At 71.4% G+C, this 25526-nt stretch carries 23 protein-coding genes and 1 pseudogene; 13 read left to right on the forward strand and 11 right to left on the reverse strand.

Annotation, left to right across the window (positions count from 1 at the left end):
- The 3 genes from ABT063_RS36555 to ABT063_RS36565 all read right to left on the reverse strand — a co-directional run.
- Positions 1–739 (reverse strand): biotin/lipoyl-containing protein (locus ABT063_RS36555; protein WP_351064572.1); only part of this gene is annotated, 739 nt, incomplete at its 3' end.
- Between the two features lie 62 nt (positions 740–801).
- Positions 802–2190 carry a dihydrolipoyl dehydrogenase gene (lpdA, locus tag ABT063_RS36560; RefSeq protein ID WP_351064574.1) on the reverse strand — a complete coding sequence of 463 codons (1389 nt, stop codon included), beginning with the start codon at positions 2188–2190 and terminating at the stop codon, positions 802–804.
- A 322-nt stretch (positions 2191–2512) separates the two neighbouring features.
- Complete coding sequence (locus ABT063_RS36565) at positions 2513–4066, reverse strand: leucyl aminopeptidase (RefSeq protein ID WP_351064575.1); 1554 nt, start codon at positions 4064–4066, stop codon at positions 2513–2515.
- Positions 4067–4407: 341 nt separating this feature from the next.
- Here ABT063_RS36565 and ABT063_RS36570 point away from each other — a divergent pair, with 341 nt between their 5' ends.
- The 5 genes from ABT063_RS36570 (at position 4408) to ABT063_RS36590 (ending at position 11021) form a co-directional block, all read left to right on the forward strand.
- Positions 4408–6447: a hypothetical protein gene (locus ABT063_RS36570; protein WP_351064577.1), complete on the forward strand. Its 2040-nt coding sequence runs from the start codon at positions 4408–4410 to the stop codon at positions 6445–6447.
- Between the two features lie 107 nt (positions 6448–6554).
- A complete protein-coding gene (gene pelF, locus ABT063_RS36575) occupies positions 6555–8084 on the forward strand; it encodes a GT4 family glycosyltransferase PelF (RefSeq protein ID WP_351064579.1) in 1530 nt (509 codons plus the stop codon).
- The gene (locus ABT063_RS36580; RefSeq protein ID WP_351064581.1) at positions 8081–9598 is read left to right on the forward strand and encodes a hypothetical protein; all 1518 of its coding nucleotides are present in this window, start codon (positions 8081–8083) and stop codon (positions 9596–9598) included. Before pelF ends, ABT063_RS36580 begins: the two co-directional genes overlap by 4 nt.
- Positions 9595–10245, forward strand: coding sequence for a spherulation-specific family 4 protein (locus tag ABT063_RS36585; protein WP_351064583.1), 651 nt, complete (start codon positions 9595–9597; stop codon positions 10243–10245). Before ABT063_RS36580 ends, ABT063_RS36585 begins: the two co-directional genes overlap by 4 nt.
- Entirely contained in the window at positions 10242–11021 is a 780-nt protein-coding gene (locus tag ABT063_RS36590) for an endo alpha-1,4 polygalactosaminidase (protein ID WP_351064585.1), read from the forward strand. The genes ABT063_RS36585 and ABT063_RS36590 overlap by 4 nt, the downstream gene beginning before the upstream one ends.
- On the opposite strand, the gene ABT063_RS36595 is transcribed toward ABT063_RS36590, so the two are convergent.
- On the reverse strand, positions 11018–11875 hold the full coding sequence (locus tag ABT063_RS36595) for an adenosylcobinamide-GDP ribazoletransferase (protein ID WP_351064586.1): 858 nt from the start codon (positions 11873–11875) through the stop codon (positions 11018–11020). The two genes, ABT063_RS36590 and ABT063_RS36595, sit on opposite strands and share 4 nt — an antisense overlap.
- 60 nt (positions 11876–11935) lie before the next feature.
- Between ABT063_RS36595 and ABT063_RS36600 the strand changes: the two genes are divergently transcribed.
- Positions 11936–12700 (forward strand): hypothetical protein, encoded by a 765-nt coding sequence (locus ABT063_RS36600; protein ID WP_351064588.1) that lies wholly within the window; start codon positions 11936–11938, stop codon positions 12698–12700.
- On the opposite strand, the gene ABT063_RS36605 is transcribed toward ABT063_RS36600, so the two are convergent.
- Positions 12640–13350 carry a hypothetical protein gene (locus ABT063_RS36605; RefSeq protein ID WP_351064590.1) on the reverse strand — a complete coding sequence of 237 codons (711 nt, stop codon included), beginning with the start codon at positions 13348–13350 and terminating at the stop codon, positions 12640–12642. The two genes, ABT063_RS36600 and ABT063_RS36605, sit on opposite strands and share 61 nt — an antisense overlap.
- 144 nt (positions 13351–13494) lie before the next feature.
- A complete protein-coding gene (cobT, locus tag ABT063_RS36610; RefSeq protein WP_351064592.1) occupies positions 13495–14604 on the reverse strand; it encodes a nicotinate-nucleotide--dimethylbenzimidazole phosphoribosyltransferase in 1110 nt (369 codons plus the stop codon).
- A 149-nt stretch (positions 14605–14753) separates the two neighbouring features.
- Here cobT and ABT063_RS36615 point away from each other — a divergent pair, with 149 nt between their 5' ends.
- Positions 14754–15452 (forward strand): class I SAM-dependent methyltransferase, encoded by a 699-nt coding sequence (locus ABT063_RS36615; protein WP_502990953.1) that lies wholly within the window; start codon positions 14754–14756, stop codon positions 15450–15452.
- Here the strand turns inward: ABT063_RS36615 and ABT063_RS36620 are convergent.
- Positions 15441–16643: a bifunctional adenosylcobinamide kinase/adenosylcobinamide-phosphate guanylyltransferase gene (locus ABT063_RS36620; protein WP_351064594.1), complete on the reverse strand. Its 1203-nt coding sequence runs from the start codon at positions 16641–16643 to the stop codon at positions 15441–15443. The two genes, ABT063_RS36615 and ABT063_RS36620, sit on opposite strands and share 12 nt — an antisense overlap.
- Before the next feature lie 145 nt (positions 16644–16788).
- Here ABT063_RS36620 and ABT063_RS36625 point away from each other — a divergent pair, with 145 nt between their 5' ends.
- Positions 16789–17004: a hypothetical protein gene (locus tag ABT063_RS36625; RefSeq protein ID WP_095756111.1), complete on the forward strand. Its 216-nt coding sequence runs from the start codon at positions 16789–16791 to the stop codon at positions 17002–17004.
- Positions 17005–17040: 36 nt separating this feature from the next.
- Here ABT063_RS36625 and ABT063_RS36630 read toward each other — a convergent pair whose 3' ends face one another.
- From ABT063_RS36630 to ABT063_RS36640, 3 genes are all read right to left on the reverse strand, one after another.
- Entirely contained in the window at positions 17041–18102 is a 1062-nt protein-coding gene (locus tag ABT063_RS36630; RefSeq protein ID WP_351064596.1) for a S1C family serine protease, read from the reverse strand.
- A 57-nt stretch (positions 18103–18159) separates the two neighbouring features.
- Positions 18160–18861 (reverse strand): class I SAM-dependent methyltransferase, encoded by a 702-nt coding sequence (locus ABT063_RS36635; protein WP_351064708.1) that lies wholly within the window; start codon positions 18859–18861, stop codon positions 18160–18162.
- A gap of 83 nt (positions 18862–18944) precedes the next feature.
- The gene (locus tag ABT063_RS36640; RefSeq protein ID WP_351064598.1) at positions 18945–19619 is read right to left on the reverse strand and encodes a DUF3043 domain-containing protein; all 675 of its coding nucleotides are present in this window, start codon (positions 19617–19619) and stop codon (positions 18945–18947) included.
- A 219-nt stretch (positions 19620–19838) separates the two neighbouring features.
- Here ABT063_RS36640 and ABT063_RS36645 point away from each other — a divergent pair, with 219 nt between their 5' ends.
- From ABT063_RS36645 to ABT063_RS36665, 5 genes and pseudogenes are all read left to right on the forward strand, one after another.
- Complete coding sequence (locus tag ABT063_RS36645) at positions 19839–20621, forward strand: PspA/IM30 family protein (RefSeq protein ID WP_351064600.1); 783 nt, start codon at positions 19839–19841, stop codon at positions 20619–20621.
- Between the two features lie 42 nt (positions 20622–20663).
- Positions 20664–20948 carry a PspA-associated protein PspAA gene (pspAA, locus tag ABT063_RS36650; RefSeq protein ID WP_351064601.1) on the forward strand — a complete coding sequence of 95 codons (285 nt, stop codon included), beginning with the start codon at positions 20664–20666 and terminating at the stop codon, positions 20946–20948.
- A 127-nt stretch (positions 20949–21075) separates the two neighbouring features.
- Complete coding sequence (locus tag ABT063_RS36655; RefSeq protein ID WP_351064603.1) at positions 21076–22305, forward strand: sensor histidine kinase; 1230 nt, start codon at positions 21076–21078, stop codon at positions 22303–22305.
- Positions 22302–22985, forward strand: coding sequence for a response regulator (locus tag ABT063_RS36660; RefSeq protein WP_351064605.1), 684 nt, complete (start codon positions 22302–22304; stop codon positions 22983–22985). Before ABT063_RS36655 ends, ABT063_RS36660 begins: the two co-directional genes overlap by 4 nt.
- Positions 22986–23002: 17 nt before the next feature.
- A pseudogene (locus ABT063_RS36665) lies at positions 23003–23578 on the forward strand (efflux RND transporter permease subunit); the annotation flags it as partial.
- 508 nt (positions 23579–24086) lie between these two features.
- Here ABT063_RS36665 and nadA read toward each other — a convergent pair.
- Positions 24087–25283, reverse strand: coding sequence for a quinolinate synthase NadA (gene nadA, locus ABT063_RS36670; protein WP_351064607.1), 1197 nt, complete (start codon positions 25281–25283; stop codon positions 24087–24089).
- Between the last annotated feature and the right edge of the window lie 243 nt (positions 25284–25526).

The following is a 25526-nucleotide window of genomic DNA, read 5'->3' on the forward strand; positions in this document are numbered from 1 at the left end:
CCGGGGCGGCGGGGGCCGGAGCGGCGGGGGCGGGCTCCGGAGCCGGGGCCGGGGCCTCGGCAGCGGGCGCCGGGGCCGGGGCGGCGGGGGCCGGAGCAGCGGCCGGAGCCGCGCCCGGGGCGCCGATGACGGCCAGCTTGGCGCCGACCTCGGCGGTCTCGTCCTCGCCGACCACGATCTGAAGCAGCACACCGGAGGTGGGCGCCGGGATCTCGGTGTCCACCTTGTCGGTCGACACCTCCAGCAGCGGCTCGTCGGCCTCGACGGAGTCGCCGACCTCCTTCAGCCAGCGGGTGACCGTGCCCTCGGTGACGGACTCGCCGAGCGCGGGCAGGACGACGTCCGTGCCCTCGGCGGTACCGGCGCCGGCGGCGGCCTCGGCGGAGGGAGCAGGAGCCGGGGCGGCCTGCTCGGTGGACGGCTGGGCGGCCGGGGCCGGCTCGGGCGCCGGCGGGGCGACCTCCTCGACGGCCGGAGCCGGGGCGGCAGCGGGCGCGCCCGTGCCGTCGTCGATGACGGCCAGCTCGGCGCCGACCTCAACGGTCTCGTCCTCGGCGACCTTGATGGACGCCAGGACACCGGCGGCGGGCGAGGGGATCTCGGTGTCGACCTTGTCGGTCGACACCTCGAGCAGCGGCTCGTCAGCCTCGACGCGCTCGCCCTCGGCCTTCAGCCAGCGGGTGACAGTGCCCTCGGTGACGCTCTCGCCGAGCGCCGGAAGGGTTACGGAAACCGCCATGGTTTCGGTTGCTCCTTACGGAAAGTGCGGAAGTCTGTGTCGTCGCGTTCGTCGACCGAGGGTCAGTCGTGCGCGTGGAGGGGCTTGCCGGCCAGGGCCAGGTGGGCCTCGCCGAGAGCCTCGTTCTGCGTCGGGTGGGCGTGGACGAGCTGGGCGACCTCGGCAGGCAGCGCTTCCCAGTTGTAGATCAGCTGGGCCTCGCCGACCTGCTCGCCCATGCGGTCGCCGACCATGTGGACGCCGACCACGGCACCGTCCTTGACCTGGACGAGCTTGATCTCGCCCGCGGTGTTGAGGATCTTGCTCTTGCCGTTGCCCGCGAGGTTGTACTTCAGAGCGACGACCTTGTCCGCGCCGTAGATCTCCTTGGCCTTGGCCTCGGTGATACCGACGGAGGCGACCTCCGGGTGGCAGTACGTCACCCGCGGGACACCGTCGTAGTCGATCGGGACGGTCTTCAGACCGGCCAGACGCTCCGCCACCAGGATGCCCTCGGCGAAGCCGACGTGCGCGAGCTGGAGGGTCGGGACCAGGTCACCGACGGCGGAGATGGTGGGAACGTTGGTGCGCATGTACTCGTCGACCAGGACGTAACCGCGGTCCATGGCGACGCCCTGCTCCTCGTAACCGAGACCGGCGGAGACCGGGCCGCGGCCGACGGCGACCAGGAGCACCTCGGCCTCGAACTCCTTGCCGTCGGCGAGGGTGACCTTGACACCGTCCTGGGTGTACTCGGCCTTCGAGAAGAAGGTGCCCAGGTTGAACTTGATGCCGCGCTTGCGGAAGGCGCGCTCAAGAAGCTTCGAGGAGTTCTCGTCCTCGACCGGGACGAGGTGCTTCAGGCCCTCGATGACGGTGACGTCCGTACCGAAGGACTTCCAGGCGGAGGCGAACTCGACGCCGATGACACCGCCGCCGAGGACGATCGCGGACTTCGGTACGCGGTCCAGGACGAGGGCGTGGTCGGAGGAGATGATGCGGTTGCCGTCGATCTCCAGGCCCGGCAGCGACTTCGGCACGGAGCCGGTCGCGAGCAGCACGTGGCGGCCCTGGACGCGCTGACCGTTGACATCGACGGAGGTCGGGGACGACAGGCGCCCCTCACCCTCGATGTAGGTCACCTTGCGGGAGGCGATGAGCCCCTGCAGACCCTTGTACAGGCCGGCGACGACCCCGTCCTTGTACTTGTGGACGGCCGGTACGTCGATGCCCTCGAAGGTGGCCTTCACACCGAACTGCTCGCTCTCGCGGGCCTGGTCGGCGATCTCGCCCGCGTGCAGCAGGGCCTTGGTGGGAATGCAACCTCGGTGCAGGCAGGTGCCGCCGACCTTGTCCTTCTCGATCAGGGCGACGTCCAGGCCCAGCTGCGCCCCGCGCAGGGCCGCGGCGTAACCACCGCTACCACCGCCGAGGATCACTAGGTCGAAAACGGTGCTGGCGTCGTTCGCCACGTCACGTCCTCCATGCATGTGCGCCACGCCGGTCTCCAGTGACCGGTCGGCGGCTGGTGTCCGGCCGCTCGTTCTTCGGCCCTTCGGTGGGGGCCCTGTCCTGCCGAGGCCCATCTTCGCACTTGTGGAGACAGGACGAGACGCCGGGCCGGTGTGTGAGACGTCGCACTCTCATGTCCTGCGGGCACTCTCCTGTCCTGGGCCCTGTCGTCAAGTTCCCGTCGTCCGCCCGAAGGGCAGGCGGGAATTTGACGACAGGGCCCAGGACAAGCGACGGGGCCCCGCCCTACCCGCGCGCGGGGCCCCGTCACCGACAACGGCCTCAGCCCAGGTCACCCGCGGCGGTCAGCTCGGCGACCCGCACCAACGTCCGCACCGCGGTCCCCGTACCGCCCTTCGGCGTGTACCCGAACGGCCCGCCCTCGTTGAAGGCCGGCCCCGCGATGTCCAGGTGCGCCCAGGTGATCCCCTCACCCACGAACTCCTTCAGAAACAGCCCGGCGACCAGCCCGCCGCCCATCCGCTCACCCATGTTCGCGATGTCGGCCGTCGAGGAGTCCATTCCCTTGCGCAGGTGCTCCGGCAGCGGCATCGGCCACGCCGGCTCGCCGACCTCCTCCGCGGCCTCGTGCACCGCCGTACGGAAGGAGTCGTCGTTGGCCATGATCCCGAACGTCCGGTTCCCCAGCGCCAGCATCATCGCCCCGGTCAGCGTCGCCACGTCCACGATCGCGTCCGGCTTCTCCTGAGACGCCGCCCACAGCGCGTCGGCCAGGACCAGCCGCCCCTCCGCGTCGGTGTTCAGCACCTCCACCGTCTTGCCGCTGTACATACGCAGCACGTCACCCGGCCGGGTGGCCGAGCCCGACGGCATGTTCTCGGCGAGCGCCAGCCAGCCGGTGATGTTGACCTCGAGCCCGAGCCGGGCGGCCGCGACCACCGCGCCGAACACGGCGGCCGCACCGCTCATGTCGCACTTCATCGTCTCGTTGTGGCCCGCCGGCTTCAGCGAGATGCCGCCCGAGTCGTAGGTGATGCCCTTGCCGACGAAGGCGAGGTGCTTCTTCGCCTTGGAGGAGGTGTACGACAGCTTCACCAGCCGCGGGCCCGACGCCGAGCCGGAGCCCACGCCCAGGATGCCGCCGTACCCGCCCTTGGCCAGGGCCTTCTCGTCGAGCACCTGCACCTTGATGCCGTGCTCCTTGGCCGCGGCCTGCGCGACGGCGGCGAACGCCTCCGGGTTGAGGTCGTTCGGCGGCATGTTGATCAGGTCGCGGGCCCGGTTGAGCTCCTCGGACACGGCGGTGGCGCGCTCGATGGCCGCCTTGTACGCGCGGTCGCGGGGCTTGCCGCCGAGCAGCGCGGCCTCGGCGAGCGGCGCCTTGCCGTTCTTGCCCTTGGCGTCCTTGGCCTTCGCGTCCTTGCCGCTGTCCTTGTAGGTGTCGAAGGAGTAGGCGCCGAGCAGCACGCCCTCGGCGACCACTCCGGCGTCGGCGGCGTCCGCGAGCGGCAGCGCGAACGCGGCCTTCTTGGAACCGGCCAGGGCGCGCGCGGCCACGCCGGCCGCCTTGCGCAGGGCCTCCGCGTCGAACCCGGAGTCCTTCTCGGGCTCGGCGCCCAGGCCCACCGCCACCACGAGCGGCGTCTTGAAGCCGGCCGGGGCGGGCAGCTTCGTCACCTCGCCCTCGGCACCGGAGGCACCGAGGGTCTCCAGGACGCCGGCGAGCCTGCCGTCGTACGCCTTGTCCACGGCCTCGGCGCCCGGTGCTACGACCAGGTCCCCGGACCGGGACGCAGTGCCCTTGGCGACACCGATCACGATCGCGTCGGCCCGCAGGCCGGGCGCCGCGGTGGTGCTGAGAGTGAGAGCAGTCACGGTGGTGAAATCTCGCTTCCGATCGAAGTGTGGTGTGGCCGAATGCGGGTGGGTCGACCGGGCCCGACAAACGACCCTGGATCCCTCCTGCGAGACGGTCTCTACCTGGACAGGCAAACACCTGGCACGAGCCTACGCTCGGGGTCGCTTTCGATCATTCCTGCGGGCATTCACCTGTCGGTGGCGTCGTGGTCACTTCTTGATCCCCACGCCCGGTGAGCTGAGTCACACTCGTCGGGTTACGGCGAGCATGCGGCTCGCCGCTTTGCATGATTTCCACGGATCCTCCTCTGATCGACCACATGAGGGTCCTGCGGGGGATCTTCTGGGGGAGGACGACCATGGCGCACAGTGCGCACGCAAACAGATGCAGAACCACGGCCGCCGCGCTGACGGCCGCGGGGCTCATGGCGCTGGGACTGGGCACGCCCGGCGCGTCGGCCGCGGAGCAGCCGCGCATCGACCTGAAGGTGCTGGTGGTGGACAACGGCGACAGCCCCGTCCAGGCCATCACCGCCCAGCTGGAGAGCACCGGCATCCCGTACACCACGGTCGACCTGACCGACGCGAACCGCCCGACCATCACGCAGGCGTTCCTCAGCGACACGGTGAACGGCACGCCCCGCGCCAAGTACCAGGGCGTCGTGCTCCCGAACGAGGCCCCGTTCGGCGCGGGCTCCGCCGAGCAGACCGCCCTGGAGGCCTACGAGCGGACCTACGGCATCCCGCAGGTCGATGCCTACACCTGGGCACATCCGGAGGTCGGCCTGGACTACACGAGCCAGGGCGGCTGGGCCGGCACCCTCGACGGGCGGGACGCCTCCGTCACCGCGGCCGGCAAGGCGGGACCTTTCGGCTACCTCGACGGCGCCTTCACGTTCGAGAACAACGACACCTCGGTGCAGGAGGCCTACGGCTTCGCCGCCAAGCCCCGTGAGGGATTCACCAGTTATGTCGACCTTCCCGTGCCGGCGGGGGAGGGCAACGGAAGCCTGCTCGGCGAGTACGCCCACGACGGGCGCCGCGAGCTGGTGGTGACCTTCGCCTACAACCAGCACCAGGAACAGTTCCGGGTGCTGGCCCGGGGCATCGTGGAATGGCTGACTCAGGGCGTGCACCTCGGTCGCAGTCGCAACTACTTCGCTGTGCATGTCGACGACGTCTTCGCGCCCGACAGCCGCTGGGACACCGAACGCAACTGCACACCCGGCGACTTCGACTGCGTGGGCGGCGACGGTGAGGGGACCACGCCGATCCGTATGACCGCGGCCGACGCGCAGTACGCGACCCAGTGGCAGCGGGAGCACGGGTTCACGCTCGACATGGTCTACAACGCCGGCTCCGGCGAGGAGTGGAAGAGCGAGAACGGCGGCACGGACCCGCTCGCCGACCGGTTGCTCGCCGACAAGGACGAGTACCGCTGGATCAACCACACCTACACGCACCCGTACCTCGGCTGCGTCCAGGACACCACCACCGTGCCGTGGAGCTGCGCCAAGAACGCCGACGGCTCGACGCGGTACATGAGCCGCGCGGACATCTCCGCGGAGATCGCGGACAACCACGACTGGGCGCTCGCGCACGGCGTCCCGGTCGACCGCTCCGAGCTGGTCACCGGCGAGCACTCGGGCCTGAGGACCACGCCCCAGCAGCCCGACGACAACCCGAACCTGGCCGGCGCGCTCGCCGACAACGGCATCCAGTGGATCGCCTCGGACAACTCCCGCGAGCCCGGGCAGCGTGCGGTGGGCGGTGCCTTGACCGTTCCGCGCCACCCGATGAACGTGTACTACAACGTCGGCACCGAGGCCGAGATGGCCGACGAGTACAACTGGATCTACACCTCGGCGGCCGACGGCGGCAGCGGTGTCTGCGAGAGCGACCCGTCGTCCACCTGCCTCGACGAGCCACTGGACGCCGTCACCGGCTACGACGAGTACATCGTCCCGCGGGAGGCGCGCACCGCCCTCTCACACGTCGTGGGCAACGACCCCCGCCCGCACTACGCCCACCAGTCCAACCTGGCCGAGGACCGGACCCTGTACCCGGTCATGGAAAGGGTGCTGGCCGACTACGCGGCGCTCTTCGCCGGCAACACCCCGGTGGAGAACCTCGCCCAGCGCGCCATCGGCACCGAGCTCCAGCGCCGCGCCGCCTGGCGGACGGCTCTGCAGAACGGCCAGGTCACCGCGTACCGGATCGGCACCACCGTGACCGTCACCGCACCGTCCGGGACGCAGATCCCGGTGACCGCACCAGAAGGGACGCAGAAGCAGCTCCTGATCGGCACCACCACCTTCGGCACGCCCTACGCGGGAGCGCGCTCGGCCTGGACCACGCCGGCCGCGCTGCAGACCGCGTTGACGCTGAAGCTGCCGTAGAGGAGCGCCCCATAGGGGCGCGGGGAACTGCGCGACCAGCCCGCAGCCGGGGTCCGGGCCGCAGTTCCCCGAACGTCATCCGCACCACAGGGGGGAGCCGCGCAGCGATGCGTACCGGCCGTCATGTCACCATGCTCACCGAAGGCACCTATCCGCATGTCCACGGCGGGGTCAGCACCTGGTGCGACCAGCTCGTCAGGGGCATGCCGGAGGTCGACTTCCACATCCTGTCGCTCACCGGCAGCGGCCGCGAACCCGTGACCTGGGAGCTGCCGCTTAATGTCCACCGGCACACCTCCGTACCGACCTGGGGCCCGCGACCCGGCCGGGCACGGGCGCCGTACGGCAGGGCCCGTCGCCGCTTCATCGACTCCTACGAGCGTCTCCTGCTCGCCTTCCTCGACCCCGAGGCGCGCTGCGACTTCGGCGAGGCGCTGTACGAGCTCGCCGAACTCGCCCGCGACGGACGCCTGTCGGCGGCCCTGCGCACGGAGTCCGCGCTGCGCTCGCTGATGTGGATCTGGACGATGCCGCATCTGGCGACCGCGGCCGCCCGCCCGACGGTGCACGACGCGCTCACCGCGACCGACCTGCTGGAGCACGCCCTGAGACCCCTGGGTGTCCGCATCTCGGAGTCCCCCGAAGGCACAGTCGCCCACGCCGTCAGCAGCGGCCTGGCCACGCTGCCCGCGCTCGCCGCCCGCAAGCTGGACGGTGTCCCCTTCCTGCTCACCGAGCACGGCATCTACCTTCGCGAGCGCTACCTCGGCTACCGCAGCGGCGAACAGCGCTGGCCGGTCAAGGCATTCATGCTCGGCTTCTACCGTGAGCTGAACTCCCTCGGCTACCGCGCCGCCGATCTGATCACCCCGTGCAACCAGTACAACCGCCGCTGGGAGGAGCGCGGCGGCGCCGACGGCGACAAGATCCGCACGGTCTACAACGGCGTCGACCCGGCCGCCTTCCCGCACGCGGGCCCCGAGCCCGAGGTCCCCACGCTCTCCTGGTGCGGACGCGTCGACCCCATCAAGGACCTGGAGACGCTGCTGCGCGCCTACGCCCTCGTGCGCGCCGAGATCCCCGAGACCCGGCTCAGACTCTTCGGTCCGGTGCCACCCGGCGGCGAGGCCTACCACACCAAGCTGGAGAAGCTCGCCGCCGAACTCGGCGTGCGGGACGGCCTGACCTTCGAGGGCCGGATCAGCGAGGTCTGGCGGGCCTACGCGGCCGGTCACGTGGTCATGCTCTCGTCGATCTCGGAGGGCTTCCCGTTCTCCATCATCGAGGCGATGTCCTGCGGCCGTACGACGGTGTCGACGGACGTCGGGGGAGTGCGCGAGGCGGTCGGCGACACGGGCCTGGTCGTCCCGCCGCGCGAGCCGGAGAAGATGGCGGCCGCCGCACTGACGCTCCTCCGGGACGACGAACGACGCCTGGAACTGGGCGAGTTGTCCCGCCAGCGCGTCATCGACCGGTTCACCCTGCGCCGCAGCGTCGACGCCTTCCGGACGATCTACCAGGAGCTCGCAGGCGGGGACGAGGTCTACGAGCCGACGCTGGAGACGGTCGCCGACTGGACCCTCGAACTGCGCGACCCGTGGTACGCGGGGGTCGCGACGGACGGGGCCGGCTGGTGAGCGGAAGCCTCTGGATGCCCCCGGGCTCCCGCCCGGACACCCTCCCCTACGTCCCCCGGCAGCGCACCCCCAGCTGGGCGCGGCCCGACCCGATCGACGAACTCGCCGAGCGGCTCGACGACTTCATAGCCGCGGCCGTCCACCCCGACGAGATAGCCGCCCTGCTGGAGTCCGACGGCCTGTCCGACGACCAGATACGCGAGCGGTACGGCGTGAAGAACTCCTTCGCGCTCGCCGAGGAGCTCTACGGCCGCGTCGAACGCCGGCACCCCGAGCCCGGCGGTCCGGTCCACGATCCGTGGCAGGTCGGCCTGCTGGGCTGTCTGCTGCGCGGGGTCGTCTTCGCCCTGCCGGGCTTCGGCTATGTCCTCGGCGCGCCCCTGCTCGTCGGCCCGAAGGGCGACTTCAGCCTCCCGGCGGGCACGGTCCCGCTGCTGGCCGGCGCCCTGTGCGGCTGGACCTGGAACCAGGGGCTGGCCCATCGGGCGTACTCCTGGCTCGGGTTGGGCGACCGGTCGGCCGCCCGCCGCTCCCTGCTGGTGGGGGCTCCCATGGGCGCGCTGCTCGGCGCCCTGGTCGCGTTCGCCGTCGCGGGTACGGCCCACCCGGCAGCGGTGGCCTTCGCCGCCGGCCAGTCCGGCTATCTCGGCGCGGCCACGGTCCTGCTCGTGATGGGCCGTGAACGGGCCCTGCTGGCGGCCCTGCTGCCGATGACGGCGGGCGCGGCCCTGGCCCTGGTCCACCCTGTCCCCGACACGGCCGGACTCGCCCTGCTGCTGGGCTCCCTCGCGGTGGTCGCGGTCCTCGCACTGCGCGAAGTGGCGCCCGCCCTCAAGGACTTGGGCGAGGGCAGCTGGACCTCCGGACTGACCGCCCTGCTGCCCTTCGGCGCGTTCGGGACGGCGTCCGGGCGGCAGCGTGTGGCGGCGCCCTGGCTCGCGGGCTCCCTCCCGTACGCCCTGTTCGGCCTCGGCAGCGGTGTCCTCGTGCTCTACGCGGCGCTCGGGGACGTCCTCACGGGCGAGGAGCACAGTGCGATCGCCGCGCCCGCCGCCGTGGCGCTCACCCTCAGCATGGGCCCCGCCGAATGGCTGCTGTACCGCTTCCGCAGCGGCAGCCTCGCCGGACTGCGCTCCAGCAGCACGCCGAAGGCCTTCTGGCGCAGCACGGCCCGCACGGTCGTCCAGTGTCTGGCGGGCTACCTGGCCTCCCTGCTGGTCCTCAGCCTCGCGACCTCCGCACTGTGGCCACATGCGCCGGGCATCGGCGGCATCCGCCTGGCCGGCCTGCTCCTGCTGGGCGTGGTCCTGTGGACGGGCCTGCTGCTCCAGTCCTTCGGCGCGGTGACCAGCGCGGCGACCGTCTGCTGCGCCGCCGCGCTGGCCCAGACCCTGTCCCTGGTCACGCACGCGGGCGACCCGCACTGGGTGGGCCTGATCGTGTACGGGACGGCGGCCGCCGTGCAGGCCGGGCTGGTCTGCGGCCTGCTGGGGAGGGTAACCGCCCACCGATGAGTACCTTGCTGGTCCCGTACTACGAGCACCCGTCCGCCCGCCCCGCCGAATGGGACGCCATCGTCGCGGCGGCCCCCCGCCTCTACGGCGTCGTCCTCAACCCGGCCAGCGGCCCCGGCGACCGCCCCGACCCGGCGTTCGCCGAGGTGGCCGCCCGGCTGCGGACGGCGGGTGTACGGGTGCTCGGGTACGCCGACACCGACTACGGCCGCCGACCGCACCCGGAGGTCGTCCGCGACCTCACCCGGCACCGCGACTGGTACGGCGCGGACGGCGCCTTCCTCGACCAGGTCGCCGCGGGCCCGGAGGAGTTCACGCACTACCAGCGGCTGGCCGTGGCCGCCTGGGGCGTCGGCCTCGGCACCCTCGCCCTGAACCACGGCACCCCACCGCACCCCGCCTACGCCCGGATCGCGGACCTGCTCGTCACCTTCGAGGGCACCTGGACGTCGTACCGCCGCCTGCGCCCGCAGCCGTGGCCCGGCTCCACCGGCGTACGGCTGTGCCACCTGGTGTACGGCGTCCCGCCCGACGTCGACCTGGCGGAGCCGGCCCGCTCGCTGGGCGCCACGGTCCACTGTGCGGTGCCGGGTGAGGGCGATCATCCTTGGGGCACGTTGCCGCACACCCTGGAGCCCGCCCGGTGAGACGCCCGACCCCGCTGATCGCCCTGCTCCTGCTGCTGGCGGCCTGCACGACCGTCCGCGACGACAAGCCCAGCGACGAGCGATGGCAGCCCCGCCCCGGCACCGCCTGGCAGTGGCAGCTCAGCGGCCGGCTGGACCCGTCCGTCGACGTGCCGGTCTACGACATCGACGGCTTCGACCACTCCAAGGCGACGGTCGCCGCACTGCACCGCGCGGACCGCAAGGTCATCTGCTACCTCTCCACCGGCGCCTGGGAGGACTGGCGCCCCGATGCGAAGAAGTTCCCGAAGCCGGTGCTGGGCCGGGGCAACGGCTGGGAGGGCGAGCGCTGGCTCGACATCCGTCGCACGGATGTCCTGGAGCCACTCATGGCGGCCCGTATCGACATGTGCCGGGAGAAGGGCTTCGACGCGGTGGAGCCCGACAACATGGACGGCTACCGCAACCGCACCGGCTTCCCGCTCAAGGCCTCCGACCAGCTCCGCTACAACCGCCTGATCGCGAAACTCGCCCACGACCGGGGCATGGCGGTGGGCCTGAAGAACGACCTGGACCAGATCCCGCAGCTGGTCGGGGACTTCGACTTCGCGGTCAACGAACAGTGCGCCCAGTACGACGAATGCGCCGCCCTGAAGCCCTTCGTGGCGGCCGGCAAGGCCGTCTTCCACGTCGAGTACGAACTGCCGACCCACCGCTTCTGCTCCGACTCCCGCCGCCTGAACCTGAGCTCGATGCTGAAGAAGTACGAACTCGGGGTGTGGCGGCGGGCCTGCTAACGCCCCAGCGTCAGCATCACGAGCACGGTCGTCGCCGCCGTCTCCGCGACTCCGCCGAAGACGTCCCCGGTGACCCCTCCGAAGCGGCGCGTGCAGTGCCGTAGGAGGACTTCGGCGACGGCGAGGGCGGCGAGGACGGCGAGTGCCGTGCGGACGGCGTCGTACGGCCCGGGGAACGCCCAAGTGCCGGTCGTCCCCAGCATGACGGCGACGGTGGCGTCGTAGGGCCCGAAGAACGCCCCCGCCCCGGCCGCCGCCAGCGTGACGGCCGCGGCGGCGAGCACCGCGCCCCGCACCGGCACCACGCCCGCCACCGCCGCCCCCAGCCCCTCCGGCCGGGCGGCCGGTACGCCGGTGCGGGCGGCCAGGGTGAGGGCGAGCCGGGCGGCGGTCGCCGAGACCACGGCGGCCACGGCACCCCGGGCCCAGGAGTCGCCGTAGAGCTGTGCGAGCGCGGCCACCTGGGCGAACAGGACGAAGACGAGGGTGATCACCCCGAACGGCCCGATGTCCGACTGCTTCATGATCCGCAGCGCGTCCTCGGCGGGCTTGCCGCTGCCCAGCCCGTCCGCGGTGTCGGCGAGCCCGTCGAGATGCAGACCACGGGTGAGGGCGGCGGGTACGGCGACGGAGGCGACGGCGGCCAGCAGCTCACCCGCGCCCAGGAACAGCAGGAACACGCCGAGCACGGCGGCCGAGGCGCCGACCACCAGCCCGGCGAGCGGGGCGCACAGCATGCCGGCGCGGGCCGCCTCCCGGTCCCAGCGGGTCACCTTGACCGGGAGGACGGTGAGGGTGCCGAAGGCGAAGCGGAGGCCGTCCGGCCAGGAGAGCGGCGAGGAGGTCGTGGGCACCGGCGAAGGTTACCCGGCGGTCGCGAGAGCGTCTGCGGCAGCCGTGGATAAAGTGCATATATGGGACATTGGTGGGAGCGGAACATCATCGAGCCGGACAAGCTGCCGCTGCTCCTCGCCCTCACCGCGTTCATCCTGACCTTCCTGATCACCCGCGTCATCACCCGCACGATCCGTGCGGGCAAGGGGCCCTTCGGCAACGTCAGCTCCGGGGGAGTGCACATCCACCACGTGGTCCCCGGGGTCATCCTCACCGTCGTCGGCGGTTTCGGCGCGGTCGCCGGCACCCAGCACGGCATCGGTTCGGCCGTGTCCGCGGTGATCTTCGGCATCGGCGCGGGCCTGGTCCTGGACGAGTTCGCGCTGATCCTGCACCTCGCCGACGTCTACTGGACCGAGGCCGGCCGCAAGAGCGTCGAGGTCGTGGTGCTCACGGCGGCCCTGGTCGGCCTGGTCCTCGTCGGCTTCGTGCCCTTCGGCGTCAACGACCTCAGCGACGACGAACTCCAGGACCGCGGCTCCGTCATCACGAGCGTGGCGGTGAACTTCCTCTTCGCCCTCCTCGCCCTGAGCAAGGGCAAGGTCCGCATGGCGATCTTCGGCGTGATCGTCCCCCTGGTCGCCCTCGTGGGCGCGATCCGGTTGGCCCGCCCCGGCTCCCCCTGGGCCAAGCGCTTCTACCGCCGCCGCCCGCGCGCCCGTGCCAGGTCCAGGCTGCGCGCCTACCACCACGACCGCCGCTGGCTGGGCCCCCGCCGCAGATTTCAGGACCTGATCGGCGGCAGACCGGATCCCGAGCCCGCCCGCTCCCTGGAACGCCGGTGACGCGGCGCCGACACCCCGCACAGCACCAGCACCGCCAGGATCGCCGCCAGGTGCTCCTTGCCGGCCAGGTTCTCCTTCACCGCCACCTCGACCACCATCGCCGCGATCACCGCGCCCGCGGTGACGTACGCGCCGTAGCGCCATCCGACGAACACGGCGAGGCCCACCACGGCCGCCGACGGGCCGGTGTCCACGACGTGCGCGTCCGAGCCGGGCAGACCCAGGGGGTGGTCGGGGCCCAGCCAGATGCCCACGCGCGCGTAGAGAGTCCCGGCGAGCGTGGCGGTGTAGGCGAGGGCGAGCGTGCGCCACCGGCCCAGACAGATCTCGGCGATCCCGAACAGGAGCAGGACCTGCGCGAGGGCGCCCCAGACGGGGAGATCCAGGGCGGGCACGAACAGCGACAGGGGAGTGCGCAGGAGGGCCGGCCACAGCGGGTCCTCGGCGCGCACGGCCCCGACGTCCTGTACGAACTGATAGCCCCACGACTGGTTGTGCACGAAGTGCAGCGCGGCCGTCAGGCATACGGCCGCGACGGACATGGGGATGGTCACCGGGACCGCCCGCCACCCGCGCCCCAGCAGCGGCTCGCGCACGGTGACGTACAGCGGCCCCCATTCGGCGCGGGCCCGGCGGGCGAGCGTGTTCATCGGTCTGTCTCCTGGTGCGTGCGGCACGTTCGAAGACCGATCGGAACACGGTGAAGTTGAGGGAAACCCGGGTGATCTGGATCTCGTGGGTGCGGCGGGCACGTCCCATGAAGGAGGGACCATGCCCGCTTCGTGCCGTAGTGGCTACGTCCAATCCGACTGGCCGGAATCCCCCGGCTCCGCGGACCCCTCCGACTTCTCGGGAACCTCCGCGTTCTCGGGCAGCTCGGCGGCCAGCGCCGCCGCGGCCTGCACCAGCGGCAACGCCAGCAGCGCCCCCGCCCCCTCCCCGACCGTCACCCCGTGATCGAGCAGCGGTTCGAGGGCCATCCGGTCCAGGGCCTTGCCCTGCCCGGGCTCCCCGCTGTTCTGCCCGGCCAGCCACCAGTCCGGCGCCCGGAACGCGATCCGCTGCCCCACCAGCGCACAGGCGGCCACCACGACGCCGTCCAGGATCACCGGCATCTTCCGCACCGCGCTCTGCAGCAGGAAGCCCGTGATCGCGGCGAGGTCGGCCCCGCCCACCGCCGCCAGCAACCGCAACTGGTCCCCGAGCACGGGCCGGGCCCGCCGCAGCGCGTCCCGGATCGCCGCGCACTTGCGCATCCACGCCAGGTCGTCGATCGCCTGCCCGCCCCGCCCGGTCACGACGGACGCGTCGGTCCCGCACAGCGCGGCGACCAGCACGCCCGCCGCCGTGGTCCCGCCCACGCTCACATCGCCGAGCACCACGAGATCCGTACCGGAGTCGGCCTCCTCGTCGGCCACCGCGATCCCGGCCCGGAAGGCGGCCTCCGCCTCCTCCAGGGTGAGCGCGTCCTCGAGGTCGATCCGCCCGCTGCCGCGCCGCACCCGGTGCCGTACGACCTCGCCCGGGAACGTCTCCGGGTCGCAGTCCAGCGCCATGTCGACCACCCGCACGGGCACCCCGAGCCGCCGGGCGAGCACGGACACCGGACGGCCGCCCTCCAGCACCTCCCGCACCAGCTCGTCGGCCGTGCCCGCGGGCCGTGCCGAGACGCCCAGTTCGGCGATTCCGTGGTCGCCGGCGAACAGAACGACCCGCGGCTGTTCGATCGGTCGCACCGGTACGGCGGACTGTGCCGCGGCAAGCCACTCACCCAGGTCGTCGAGGCGGCCCAGTGCACCGGGCGGCACGATCTGACGTTCCCGGCGCGCCTCGGCATCGCGGCGCACACCACCGTCGGGGCGCTCGATCAGATCGGTGAAGTCGTCGAGATTAAGCGAGCTCATTCGCCGAACAGTACCGGCCCTGATCGAACAGGTCAGTGCCACGTCGTCACGACAGCCGTACGACGACCGTGCGGCGTCGTTGCGCTCAAGATCGGCATCCCATACGTTCCGGTTTGCAGCGGATTGTCGTACGTCTCCGGGAGCCGCCCATGTCCGCACCGCCCGCACGACGCCTTCGCTCCACGGTCCGGGCGATGCTGCCGTTCCCCGAGCCGGAGAGCTGGCTGGACGTGGGCACGGGCGAGGCCCACCTGCCCGAGGCGGCCAGGGAACTGTTCCCCTACACGTCCTTCGACGGCCTGGACGCCACCACCAGGGTCGAGTGGGCCCGCTCGGCCGAGCGCATCGAGGAGGCGTACGTGGGCCGGCTGACGGACCCGCGGATCACAACCCGGCTGCGCGCCCGCTACGACGTCGTCAGCATGCTCCACCACCTGCCGCACACCCGGGACCCCCGCGCGGAACTCCGCGCCGCCGTGGCCGTACTCCGCCCCGGCGGCCACCTGCTCGTCGAAGCCCCCGACCCGCAGAGCGTGTTCGCCGTACTCCTCGGCAGACGATGGTCCCCGGGGGCCCGGCCCGGCCCCCTCCACCTGCTGTCCCTGGACGAACTCCGCACGGAGCTGGAGTCCCTGGGCTGCACGATCGTCAAGACGGACCGCAGGACCGCGCACATCCCCCACGACCTGTCGGCCGCGCTGTCCGCGGCCCTGCCCAAGCCATGGGTGATCTTTCCGCTGCTGGCCGCGGCCAAGGCGATCGACCTCGCCCTGGCACCGCTGCTCAGCCTCACCCGCTTCTCGAACACCTACCGCCTGATCGCCCGCCGCGAGGCGTCAACCCCGTAGCACCAGCGCCTGCCCCGCCACCACCAGCAGCACCTGCTCGCACTCGCCGGCGAACGCCGCGTTCAGCCGCCCGAGTTCGTCCCGGTAGCGGCGCCCGGACGCCGTGGCCGGCACGATTCCCGACCCCACCTCGTTCGACACGGCGACCACGGTGCGCCGCGTGGCCCGCACCGCCTCCGTCAACTCCCGCACCCGCGCCCGCAGCTCCCGCTCCCCGCCGTCCGCCCACTCCGCGTCGTCCCATGCCCCGACGGCGTCCATCGCGTCCGTCAGCCACAGGGACAGACAGTCGATGAGCAGCGGCGGCCCGTCGTCCTTCAGCAGCGGCACCAGGTCGCACGTCTCGGCCGTACGCCACGACCCCGGTCGCCGCTCCCGGTGCGCGGCGACGCGCGCGGCCCACTCGCCGTCGCCGTTGCGGGACCCGCCGGTCGCGACGTACAGCACGTCCGGGAAGGCCTCCAGCCGCCGCTCGGCCTCCACCGACTTCCCCGACCGCGCCCCGCCGAGCACCAGCGTCCGCCGCGGCACATCCGGTACGTCCTCGTACACACCCACCACCAGCGTCGTCCCGTCCGGCACGGCCCGCGCCCCCGCCGCGGCCAGCCGCCGCCGCACCTCGGCACCCGGCGGCACGTCGTGGTCGAGATGTACGGCGATCACGTCCGTCGCCGGTCCCAGCGCCCCCACCGCCCGCAGCTTGGCCAGGGCGTCCGGCCGGCCCACGACATCGGCGAGGACCATGTCGTACGTCTCGACGGAACCCTCCTCGAGACCGGCCGGCGCACCCCCCGGCGGCAGGTACAGCAGCCGCTGCCCGTCCGGGCCGGTCACCGCGTACCCGGTACCGGGCGCGTCCATCGCCACGGCCCGCACCCGATGCCCCGTCAGCAGCGCCAACTCCCGCCCGTCCGGCACCCGCCCGGGCTGCGGCAGCCCCGCCGGCACCTCGACCGCCGGGCCCTCGTGCGGATGCGACAGCAGCACCTGCCGTACGCCGCCCAGCGAATGCCCCGCCCGGGCGGCCGCGAAGGCCGCCCCGGGCGTCAGATCCAGCAGCAGCGTCCCGTCCACGAGCAGCGCGGTCGCCGCGCGAGCATCCGCGCCGAGCGCGGTGGCACAGGTCGCACAGGGACAGGCGGGGCGGGGGAGTCCCGCGGGGGCACCGGTGCCGAGCAGAGTCAGTTCCACGGTTCGATTTTCCCCGGTCACTGATGATCTTGCGCGCCCGGCGTCCCGAACGGCCCGCACACGACCGATCACCCAAGGTCTTACAACGGCACCCAGCGGAACGCATAGGCTGCTGCTCTGTTGTGTTCAGATCTTGGAGGCGTACATGGCGGCATGGACGTGGCGGTTCGAGAAGGCCGACGGGGCGGAGGTCCAGCCCGCGGTGCAGCCGGAGGAGTTCACCACGCAGGGGGATGCCGAATCCTGGCTCGGGGAGAACTGGAAGGCCCTGCTCGAAGGCGGCGCGGACCAGGTCCGGCTGTTCGAGGACTCCACGGAGATCTACGGCCCGATGAGCCTGCGCGCAGCTGAGGAGGCGTAGGACAAACGGGGGCGGTCGTGCGCCGGCCGCCCCTCCTCACCGCTCACCCAGTGTCACCTCCACGGTCCTCTCCCTGCCGTTGCGGGTGAAGGTGACCGATGTCCTGTCCCCCGGCCTCTGCGCCGCCAGCGCCTCGGCCAGTGAGGTGATGGTGGTGATGTCCGTGTCACCCACCTTGGTGATGATGTCCTCGGCCTCGATGCCCGCCTTGTCGGCGGGCCCGCCATCCGTCACCTCGACCACGGCCACCCCGGCGGCCCGGTAGTCGTCGTCGACGACCGTGCGACCGGTGATGCCGAGCTCCGCCCGTCCCGATTCGGTGACCCTGCCGTCCTCGACGATCTGGTCGGCGATGTTCCTCACCGTCGACGCCGGGATCGCGAACCCGATGCCGGGCGCCGCGCTGTCCCCGAAGCCGGGGTCGGTGGCGGCGAGCGTCGGGATGCCGATGACCTGCCCGTCGAGGTTCACCAGTGCGCCCCCGCTGTTGCCCGGGTTGATGGCGGCCGAGGTCTGCACCATGTTGGCGATCGTCGCGCCCGTACCGCCGTCCCCCCGGCTCTCGGTGACGGTCCGTCCGGTCGCCGACACGATCCCCTGCGTCACGCTGGACGACAGCCCGAGCGGCGAGCCCATGGCGAGGACGATCTGCCCCACCTCGACCTTCGACGAGTCACCGAAGGCCGCCGCCCTCAGTCCGCCCGGGGCCCGGTCCAGCTTGATGACGGCGAGGTCCTGCTCCGGATACGAGTAGACGAGCGTCGCGGCGAGGGCGTCCTCGCTGTTGGCGGTCGTCACCCGGAAGGTCTTCTCGTCCCCGACGACGTGGGCGTTGGTGACGATGTGGCCCCGGCCGTCGTACACGACTCCCGACCCCAGATCGCCCCTGGCCTGGATCTGCACGACCGAGGGCAGAACGTCCCCGATCACCTTCTGGTAGTCGCTCTGCAGATCGCTGTCCACGGCGGGAACGGCGGCCTGCGTGGTCGAGTTCTCCTTCTCACCGGAGGAACCGGAGCCGGTGCATCCGGCCAGGAGCGCGACGGAACACGCGAGGACGGCGACCAGCCGCAGGGCACGGGTACGAGAGACATCCATGCCCCGAGTTTCTCTTTGGGGGTGAATATCCGGCTTGTGCTGGACGCCCGAACGGGCTCAGCCGCGCACCCCGCACAGGTGCAGCAACGCCGCGACCCCCCGATACGGATCCGTCCGCCCGGCCCGCTCCTCGACCGCCAGCAGTGCCTCCACGTCGGCCGGGATCTCCGAGTCGTCGGCCGCCGTGTCGGTGAAGACCCGCACGCCGTACCACGACTGAAGCGGGGCTCCGATGCCGGCGAGCGTCGCGGTGAGCGTCTCCAGCCGGTCGGCCCGCACATCGAGCCCCAGCCGGTTCCGGTATGCCGTGGTGTCGAAGGCGGTGAGCGCCGACGCCCAGTCCCCGGACAGTCCCGGCCGCATCGCCAGCGCGTCGCCGTTCCGCACGAGCAGCGACAGCAGCCCACCGTGGGCCAGCATCCGTGCCAGCCCCGCCAGCAGCGGGTCCGGCTCCTCGACGTACATGAGCACGCCGTGGCACAGCACGACGTCGAAGCTGCCCGGCAGGAAGTGCACCCCGGTGTCCCGGCCGTCGCCCTGGACGAGCCGCACCCGCTCCCGGATCCCCTCGGGCTCGGCGGCAAGGGCCTCCCGGGCGGCAGAGATCATCTTGGGGTCCTGCTCGACGCCGGTGACCTGATGCCCGGCCCGAGCCAGGCGCAGCGCCTGCGTGCCCTGGCCCATCCCCACATCGAGCACCCGCAGCCGCCGCCCGACCGGGAACCGCCCGACTATCTGCTCGTCGAGCTGCCGGGCCACCAGCTCCTGTCGTACGACATCCCGCAGCCCGCCCACCTTGTTCAGCCAGGCATCCGCCGCACCCCCGGTGAACGGCGTCGTGCTCAGGGCCGCTCTCCGCGCTTGACCTGCGGCTTCGGCAGCCGGAGCCGGCGCATCTGGAGGGAGCGCATGAGCGCGTAGGCGACGGCGCCCTTGCGGTTCTGGTCGGGGAAGCGCTCGGCGAGCCGCTTCTTCAGGCGGAACCCGGTGGCGAACGAGTCGAGCACGATCAGCACGATCACGACCAGCCACAGCAGCAGCGCGATGCTCTGCAGCGCCCCCACCCGCACCATGCTCAGCACGAGGATGACCACGGCCATCGGCAGGAAGAACTCCGCCACGTTGAACCGCGAGTCGATGAAGTCGCGCGCGAACTTGCGGACCGGGCCCTTGTCGCGCACCGGCAGATACCGCTCGTCACCGCCGGCGAGCGCCTGGCGCTGCTTCTCCAGCTGCGCACGCCGATCGTCGCGCTGACGCTTGGCGGCCTCCTTGCGCGTCATCGACGTGTTGGCGACGCTGCGGCGCTGGCCCTGGGCCTCACTGCGCTTGGGCGTCGGGCGACCCTTCGGGGCCTGCGGGTCTCGGGGCTGCGTGGAGTCGGTCGGCGACGCCTTGTCGGCGGTCACGGCCTTCTCGTCCTTGGCACGGCTACGGAACACAAAATCCAAGGGTACGGGGTTCGGGGGCATGGACCCCAGCCCCACGGGGAACGATCCGGCAACACCAGTCGTCATTAGTGGGGACAGAGGGGACGTCCGGTGACCTACTGCTCATCCCTGAAGGTCACCTACTCCTTACGCCGGAGCAAGATCTTGGTCAGTCGTCCCTGGGGATGAGCGCATCCGTCCCCGAACAGTGCGGTAATGGAAGCAGGGCCCGTACTGTGGGTTCTGTCGCAGACCTGTGAGCTGGAGTCCGTCAGAAGGGGGCGCGCGAAGCCCATGAGCGGTGTCATGAAGCGTATGGGGATGATCTTCCGCGCGAAGGCGAACAAGGCCCTTGACCGGGCCGAGGACCCGCGCGAGACCCTCGATTACTCGTACCAGAAGCAGCTGGAGCTGCTCCAGAAGGTGCGCCGTGGCGTGGCGGACGTGGCCACGTCGCGCAAGCGCCTGGAACTCCAGCTGAACCAGCTGCAGTCCCAGTCGTCCAAGCTGGAGGACCAGGGCCGCAAGGCACTCGCGCTCGGGCGTGAGGACCTGGCCCGTGAGGCGCTCTCCCGCCGCGCCGCGCTCCAGCAGCAGGTGACGGACCTCGAGACGCAGCACGCCACCCTCCAGGGAGAGGAGGAGAAGCTCACCCTGGCGGCCCAACGACTCCAGGCCAAGGTCGACGCCTTCCGCACGAAGAAGGAGACGATCAAGGCCACGTACACGGCGGCCCAGGCGCAGACCCGGATCGGCGAGGCGTTCTCCGGCATCTCCGAGGAGATGGGCGACGTCGGCCTGGCCATACAGCGCGCCGAGGACAAGACGGCGCAGCTCCAGGCCCGCGCCGGCGCGATCGACGAACTGCTCGCCTCCGGCGCCCTGGACGACCAGTCCGGCATGCACAAGGACGAGATCCAGGCCGAGCTGGACCGGCTCTCCGGTGGTACGGATGTAGAGCTGGAGCTGCAGCGCATGAAGGCGGAGCTGGCCGGCGGTACCTCCGGGCAGCAGGCCATCGAAGGTGGCACGGGCCAGCAGCAGTCCCAGCAGCAGCCGCAGGACACCCCCCGCTTCGACAAGCAGTAGCCACACCGGACGACAGCCGGGGCCCACGCCTAGGAGGGCGACATGATCGTACGGATCATGGGAGAGGGGCAGGTGAGGCTGGCCGACAGCCACCTCGCCGAGCTGAACAAGCTGGACGACGAGCTGCTCGCCGAGATGGAGAGCGGCGACAGCCCCGGCTTCCGCGCCACTTTGCACGCGCTCCTGGACAAGGTCCGGGAGCTCGGCACCCCGCTGCCCGACGACTCTCTGGAACCCTCGGAGCTGATCCTGCCGTCGCCGGACGCGACGCTGGAGGAGGTCCGGGAACTGCTGAGCGACGACGGGCTGATCCCGGGCAACATCTGAACGCCGGTCGGCCGTAGCCGGGGGCCCTCTTGACCGGCCGAGTCGGGTGGTCGGTGGTCATAGGTCCCGGGATCTGGAGGCGGAGCCCCCAGTGACGGTCCTAACGACGCCCCGTACCTTGTCCAGCGTGAGCACCATCGAACGCGCCCGGCTCTGGCTGAAAGCGCACCCCCTGGCGCTGGACGCCATACTCGCGGCCGGCGTTCTCGCCTGCATGGTGGCCGGCTCGTTCGTGGACCCACGCGGACCGGACGGCGTCACCTGGGGCGTGCGCACGCCCGCCTCCCTCAGCCTGGTCCTCATCGCCCTGTGCTCCACCGCCCTCGTGTTCCGCCGCCGCGCCCCCCTGACGGTCCTCGCCCTCACCGGCGGCTTCTCCCTGATCGAGTCCGTCATCGGCGACCCCCGCGCCCCCGTCGCCATGTCCGCGGTCATCGCCCTCTACACCGTCGCCTCCACCACCGACCGCCCCACCACCTGGCGTGTCGGCCTGCTCACCATGACGGTCCTCACCGGCGCCGCGATGCTCGCCGGGCCCCTCCCCTGGTACGCCCAGGAGAACCTCGGCATCTTCGCCTGGACCGGCATCGGCGCCACCGCGGGCGACGCCGTCCGCAGCCGCCGCGCCTTCGTCCACGCCATAAGAGAACGCGCCGAGCGCGCGGAGCGCACCCGCGAGGAGGAGGCCCGCCGCCGCGTCGCCGAGGAACGCCTGCGCATCGCCCGCGATCTGCACGACGTCGTCGCCCATCACATCGCCCTGGTCAACGTCCAGGCCGGAGTCGCCGCCCATGTCATGGACAAGCGCCCCGACCAGGCCAAGGAAGCCCTCGCGCACGTACGCGAAGCCAGCCGCTCCGCGCTCAACGAACTCCGCGCCACCGTCGGACTGCTCCGCCAGTCCGGCGACCCGGAGGCACCGACCGAACCCGCCCCCGGCCTCGACCGGCTCGACGAACTCGTCGGCACCTTCCGCAACGCCGGCCTGCACGTCGAGGTGGCCCGCGCCGACCACGGCATCACCCTGCCCGCCGCCGTCGACCTGGCCGCCTTCCGCGTGATCCAGGAAGCCCTCACCAATGTGCAGAAGCACGCCGGTACGGAGGCGAAGGCCGAGGTCAGCGTCGTACGCGTGGGACCGAACATCGAGGTCACCGTCCTCGACAACGGCAGCGGCGAGGACGACGACCCGGACAGCGGCGGCGGGCACGGACTGCTCGGCATGCGTGAGCGCGTCACCGCCCTGCGCGGCACCCTCACCACCGGTCCCCGGTACGGAGGCGGGTTCCGGGTCCATGCGATCCTGCCGGTCAGGACCCGCACAGCCGCCACGGGAGACCCGGGGGAACCCGCATGACCATCCGCGTCCTGCTCGCCGACGACCAGGCGCTGCTGCGCAGCGCCTTCCGCGTGCTCGTCGACTCCGAGCCCGACATGGAGGTCGTGGGCGAGGCGTCCGACGGCGCGGAGGCGGTGCGGCTGACCAAGGAACAGCGCGCCGATGTCGTGCTGATGGACATCCGGATGCCCGGCACGGACGGCCTCGCGGCCACCCGCATGATCAGCGCCGACCCCTCCCTCGCCCATGTCCGGGTGGTCATCCTGACCACCTTCGAGGTCGACGACTACGTCGTGCAGTCGCTGCGCGCGGGCGCCTCCGGCTTCCTCGGCAAGGGCTCCGAGCCCGACGAACTGCTCAGCGCGATCCGGGTCGCGGCCGGCGGCGAGGCCCTGCTCTCCCCGGCGGCCACCAAGGGCCTGATCGCCCGCTTCCTCGCGCAGGGCGACGCGGCGGACGACGGCCGCGACCCCGCCCGCGCGCAGCGCCTCAAGGCGCTCACCGTGCGGGAGCGCGAGGTGCTGGTGCAGGTCGCCGGCGGCCACTCCAACGACGAGATCGCCGAACGCCTCGAGGTCAGCCCGCTCACCGTGAAGACGCACGTCAACCGGGCCATGGCCAAGCTGGGCGCGCGTGACCGGGCCCAGCTCGTGGTGATCGCGTACGAGTCGGGCCTGGTACGTCCAAGGGTGGAGTGAGCTCAACTCGGCCGTACTCGGTGGCCGGCCTGGACGACGTCACGGACGTCAGCAGCGACCTCTCGCGGAGCGTGCCGCGCATCTCGGTGAAGGCGAACACCAAGGCCGCGGCGGCGGGCTTCAACGACCGGACCCTCGGCGCGGCCGTTGCCCGGGCCATCAGGTCGGCCCACGCCGGCCGAGACGCTGGCCCAGCTGAAGGGCCTGCCCCTGGCTCGGTGAAGCTGGGCGACATCGCCGACGTGAAGCTGGTCGACGGCCCGGTCTCGATGACCCGCATCGACGGTCAGCGCACGGCCGCCATCACGGCCAAGCCCACCGGCGACAACACCGACGCGGTGAGCGCGGACCTCCAGTCCGAGATCAACGCGCTGAAGCTCCCGGCGGGCGCCACGGCCGGGATCGGCGGTGTCTCCCAGAACCAGGACGACGCGTTCAAGAACCTGGGTCTGGCGATGCTGGCGGCGATCGCGATGGTCTTCATGCTCCTGTTCGCGACCTTCCGCTCGCTCGTCCAGCCGCTGATCCTGCTCGTCTCCATCCCCTTCGCGGCGACGGGCGCGATCGGCCTGCTGGTGGCCACGGACACCCCGCCGTCCCCGTCGTCGGCTTCGGACGAAGCGGAGCCCGCACACCGTCGCCACCCTGCGCGACTTCGTTCAGGAACCTGATGGCTCCATAAACTCTGAAAACTCTGATGCAGTACCCGGGGGTATGGTGCCGTACCGCCTAAGGTTCTCGGTCCGCACGGGGTAGCTGTCGATCTGTGACCCGGCGCAGCCGTAGTCCGCGGCGGAGGCCGCCGGGGCAAGGATGAATGTGCCGAACAGCGTCGCCAGCGTGAGGCCCAGAATCGAAAGGGTGACCGCCAACACTCCACTGGCCAAGGGGACTTGCTGCTGTAGAAGCACGATCCGCAGTGGTGCGTGGCCAGTCCGCGGAGGACGAGGTCTTCACGCGCGGTTCTCGGCGGGAGATCGATGGTGCGACTCTTCGAAAGCGCCCTGCTCACGGCCACTCCCGACGGCACCGTCTTCACCCTCGACCCCGCCGACCCCGAGCGGAAACCCGTCTCGGGGTGAGCGAGGCCTCCGTACGGACCTACGGCAGTGCCAGCATCCGCTCCAGCGCCAGCTTCGCGAACGCCTCCGTCTCCTTGTCGACCTCGATGCGATTGACCAGGTTGCCCTCGGCCAGGGACTCCAGGGCCCAGACCAGGTGGGGGAGGTCGATGCGGTTCATCGTGGAGCAGAAGCAGACCGTCTTGTCGAGGAAGACGATCTCCTTGCCCTCGGGCGCGAAACGGTTCGCCAGGCGGCGGACCAGGTTCAGCTCCGTGCCGATGGCCCACTTGGAACCGGCCGGCGCGGCCTCCAGGGCCTTGATGATGTACTCCGTCGAGCCGACGTAGTCCGCCGCCGCCACGACCTCGTTCTTGCACTCGGGGTGGACGAGGACGTTCACCCCGGGGACCCGGGCGCGCACGTCGTTCACCGAGTCCAGGCTGAAGCGGCCGTGCACCGAACAGTGGCCCCGCCACAGGATCATCTTCGCGGCGCGCAGCTGCTCCGCGGTCAGGCCGCCGTTCGGCTTGTGCGGGTTGTAGACCACGCAGTCGTCCAGGGACATGCCCATGTCCCGGACCGCCGTGTTGCGCCCGAGGTGCTGGTCGGGCAGGAACAGCACCTTTGTTGTTGAGGGCTCCCCCTGCTGGAAGGCCCACTCCAGGGCCCGCTTCGCGTTCGACGAGGTGCAGATCGTGCCGCCGTGCTTGCCTGTGAACGCCTTGATGTCCGCGGAGGAGTTCATGTACGAGACGGGCACGACCTGCTCGGCTATGCCGGCCTCGGTCAGCACGTCCCAGCACTCGGCGACCTGCTCGGCCGTCGCCATGTCGGCCATGGAGCAGCCGGCCGCCAGGTCGGGCAGGACGACCTTCTGATCGTCCGACGTCAGGATGTCCGCGGACTCCGCCATGAAGTGCACACCGCAGAACACGATGTACTCGGCCTCCGGGCGCGCGGCCGCGTCCCTGGCCAGCTTGAAGGAGTCACCCGTGACGTCGGCGAACTGGATGACCTCGTCGCGCTGGTAGTGGTGGCCGAGCACGAACACCTTGTCGCCGAGCTTCTCCTTGGCCGCGCGGGCGCGCTCGACCAGGTCGGGGTCGGACGGCGAGGGCAGGTCGCCGGGACACTCGACACCGCGCTCGCTCTTCGGGTCGGCCTCACGGCCGAGGAGCAGCAGGGCAAGAGGAGTCGGCTGTACGTCGAGCTCCGGGGTCTGGGCGGTGGTCACGACACGCACCCTTTCTACTTTTCGTCGAACTGACGCTATCCATCATAAACGCTTCACGTCACTTTGACGATGGTCATAGCGTCGATGTGACATGAATCCCGAAGGCCGGGAAGAAGACCGCTGTTCGCTTCAGTGCGGGTGTGCGAGCATGAAGGAACAGGCGAAAAGAACAAGTGCCGCCCGGAATGAATCCGCGGCCCCGCCGGTTGCAACCGTCGGCAAGCAGTCTCCGTACAACCCGGG

It is taken from the genome of Streptomyces sp. NPDC002838 (genome assembly GCF_040295365.1).
GTDB lineage: Bacteria > Actinomycetota > Actinomycetes > Streptomycetales > Streptomycetaceae > Streptomyces.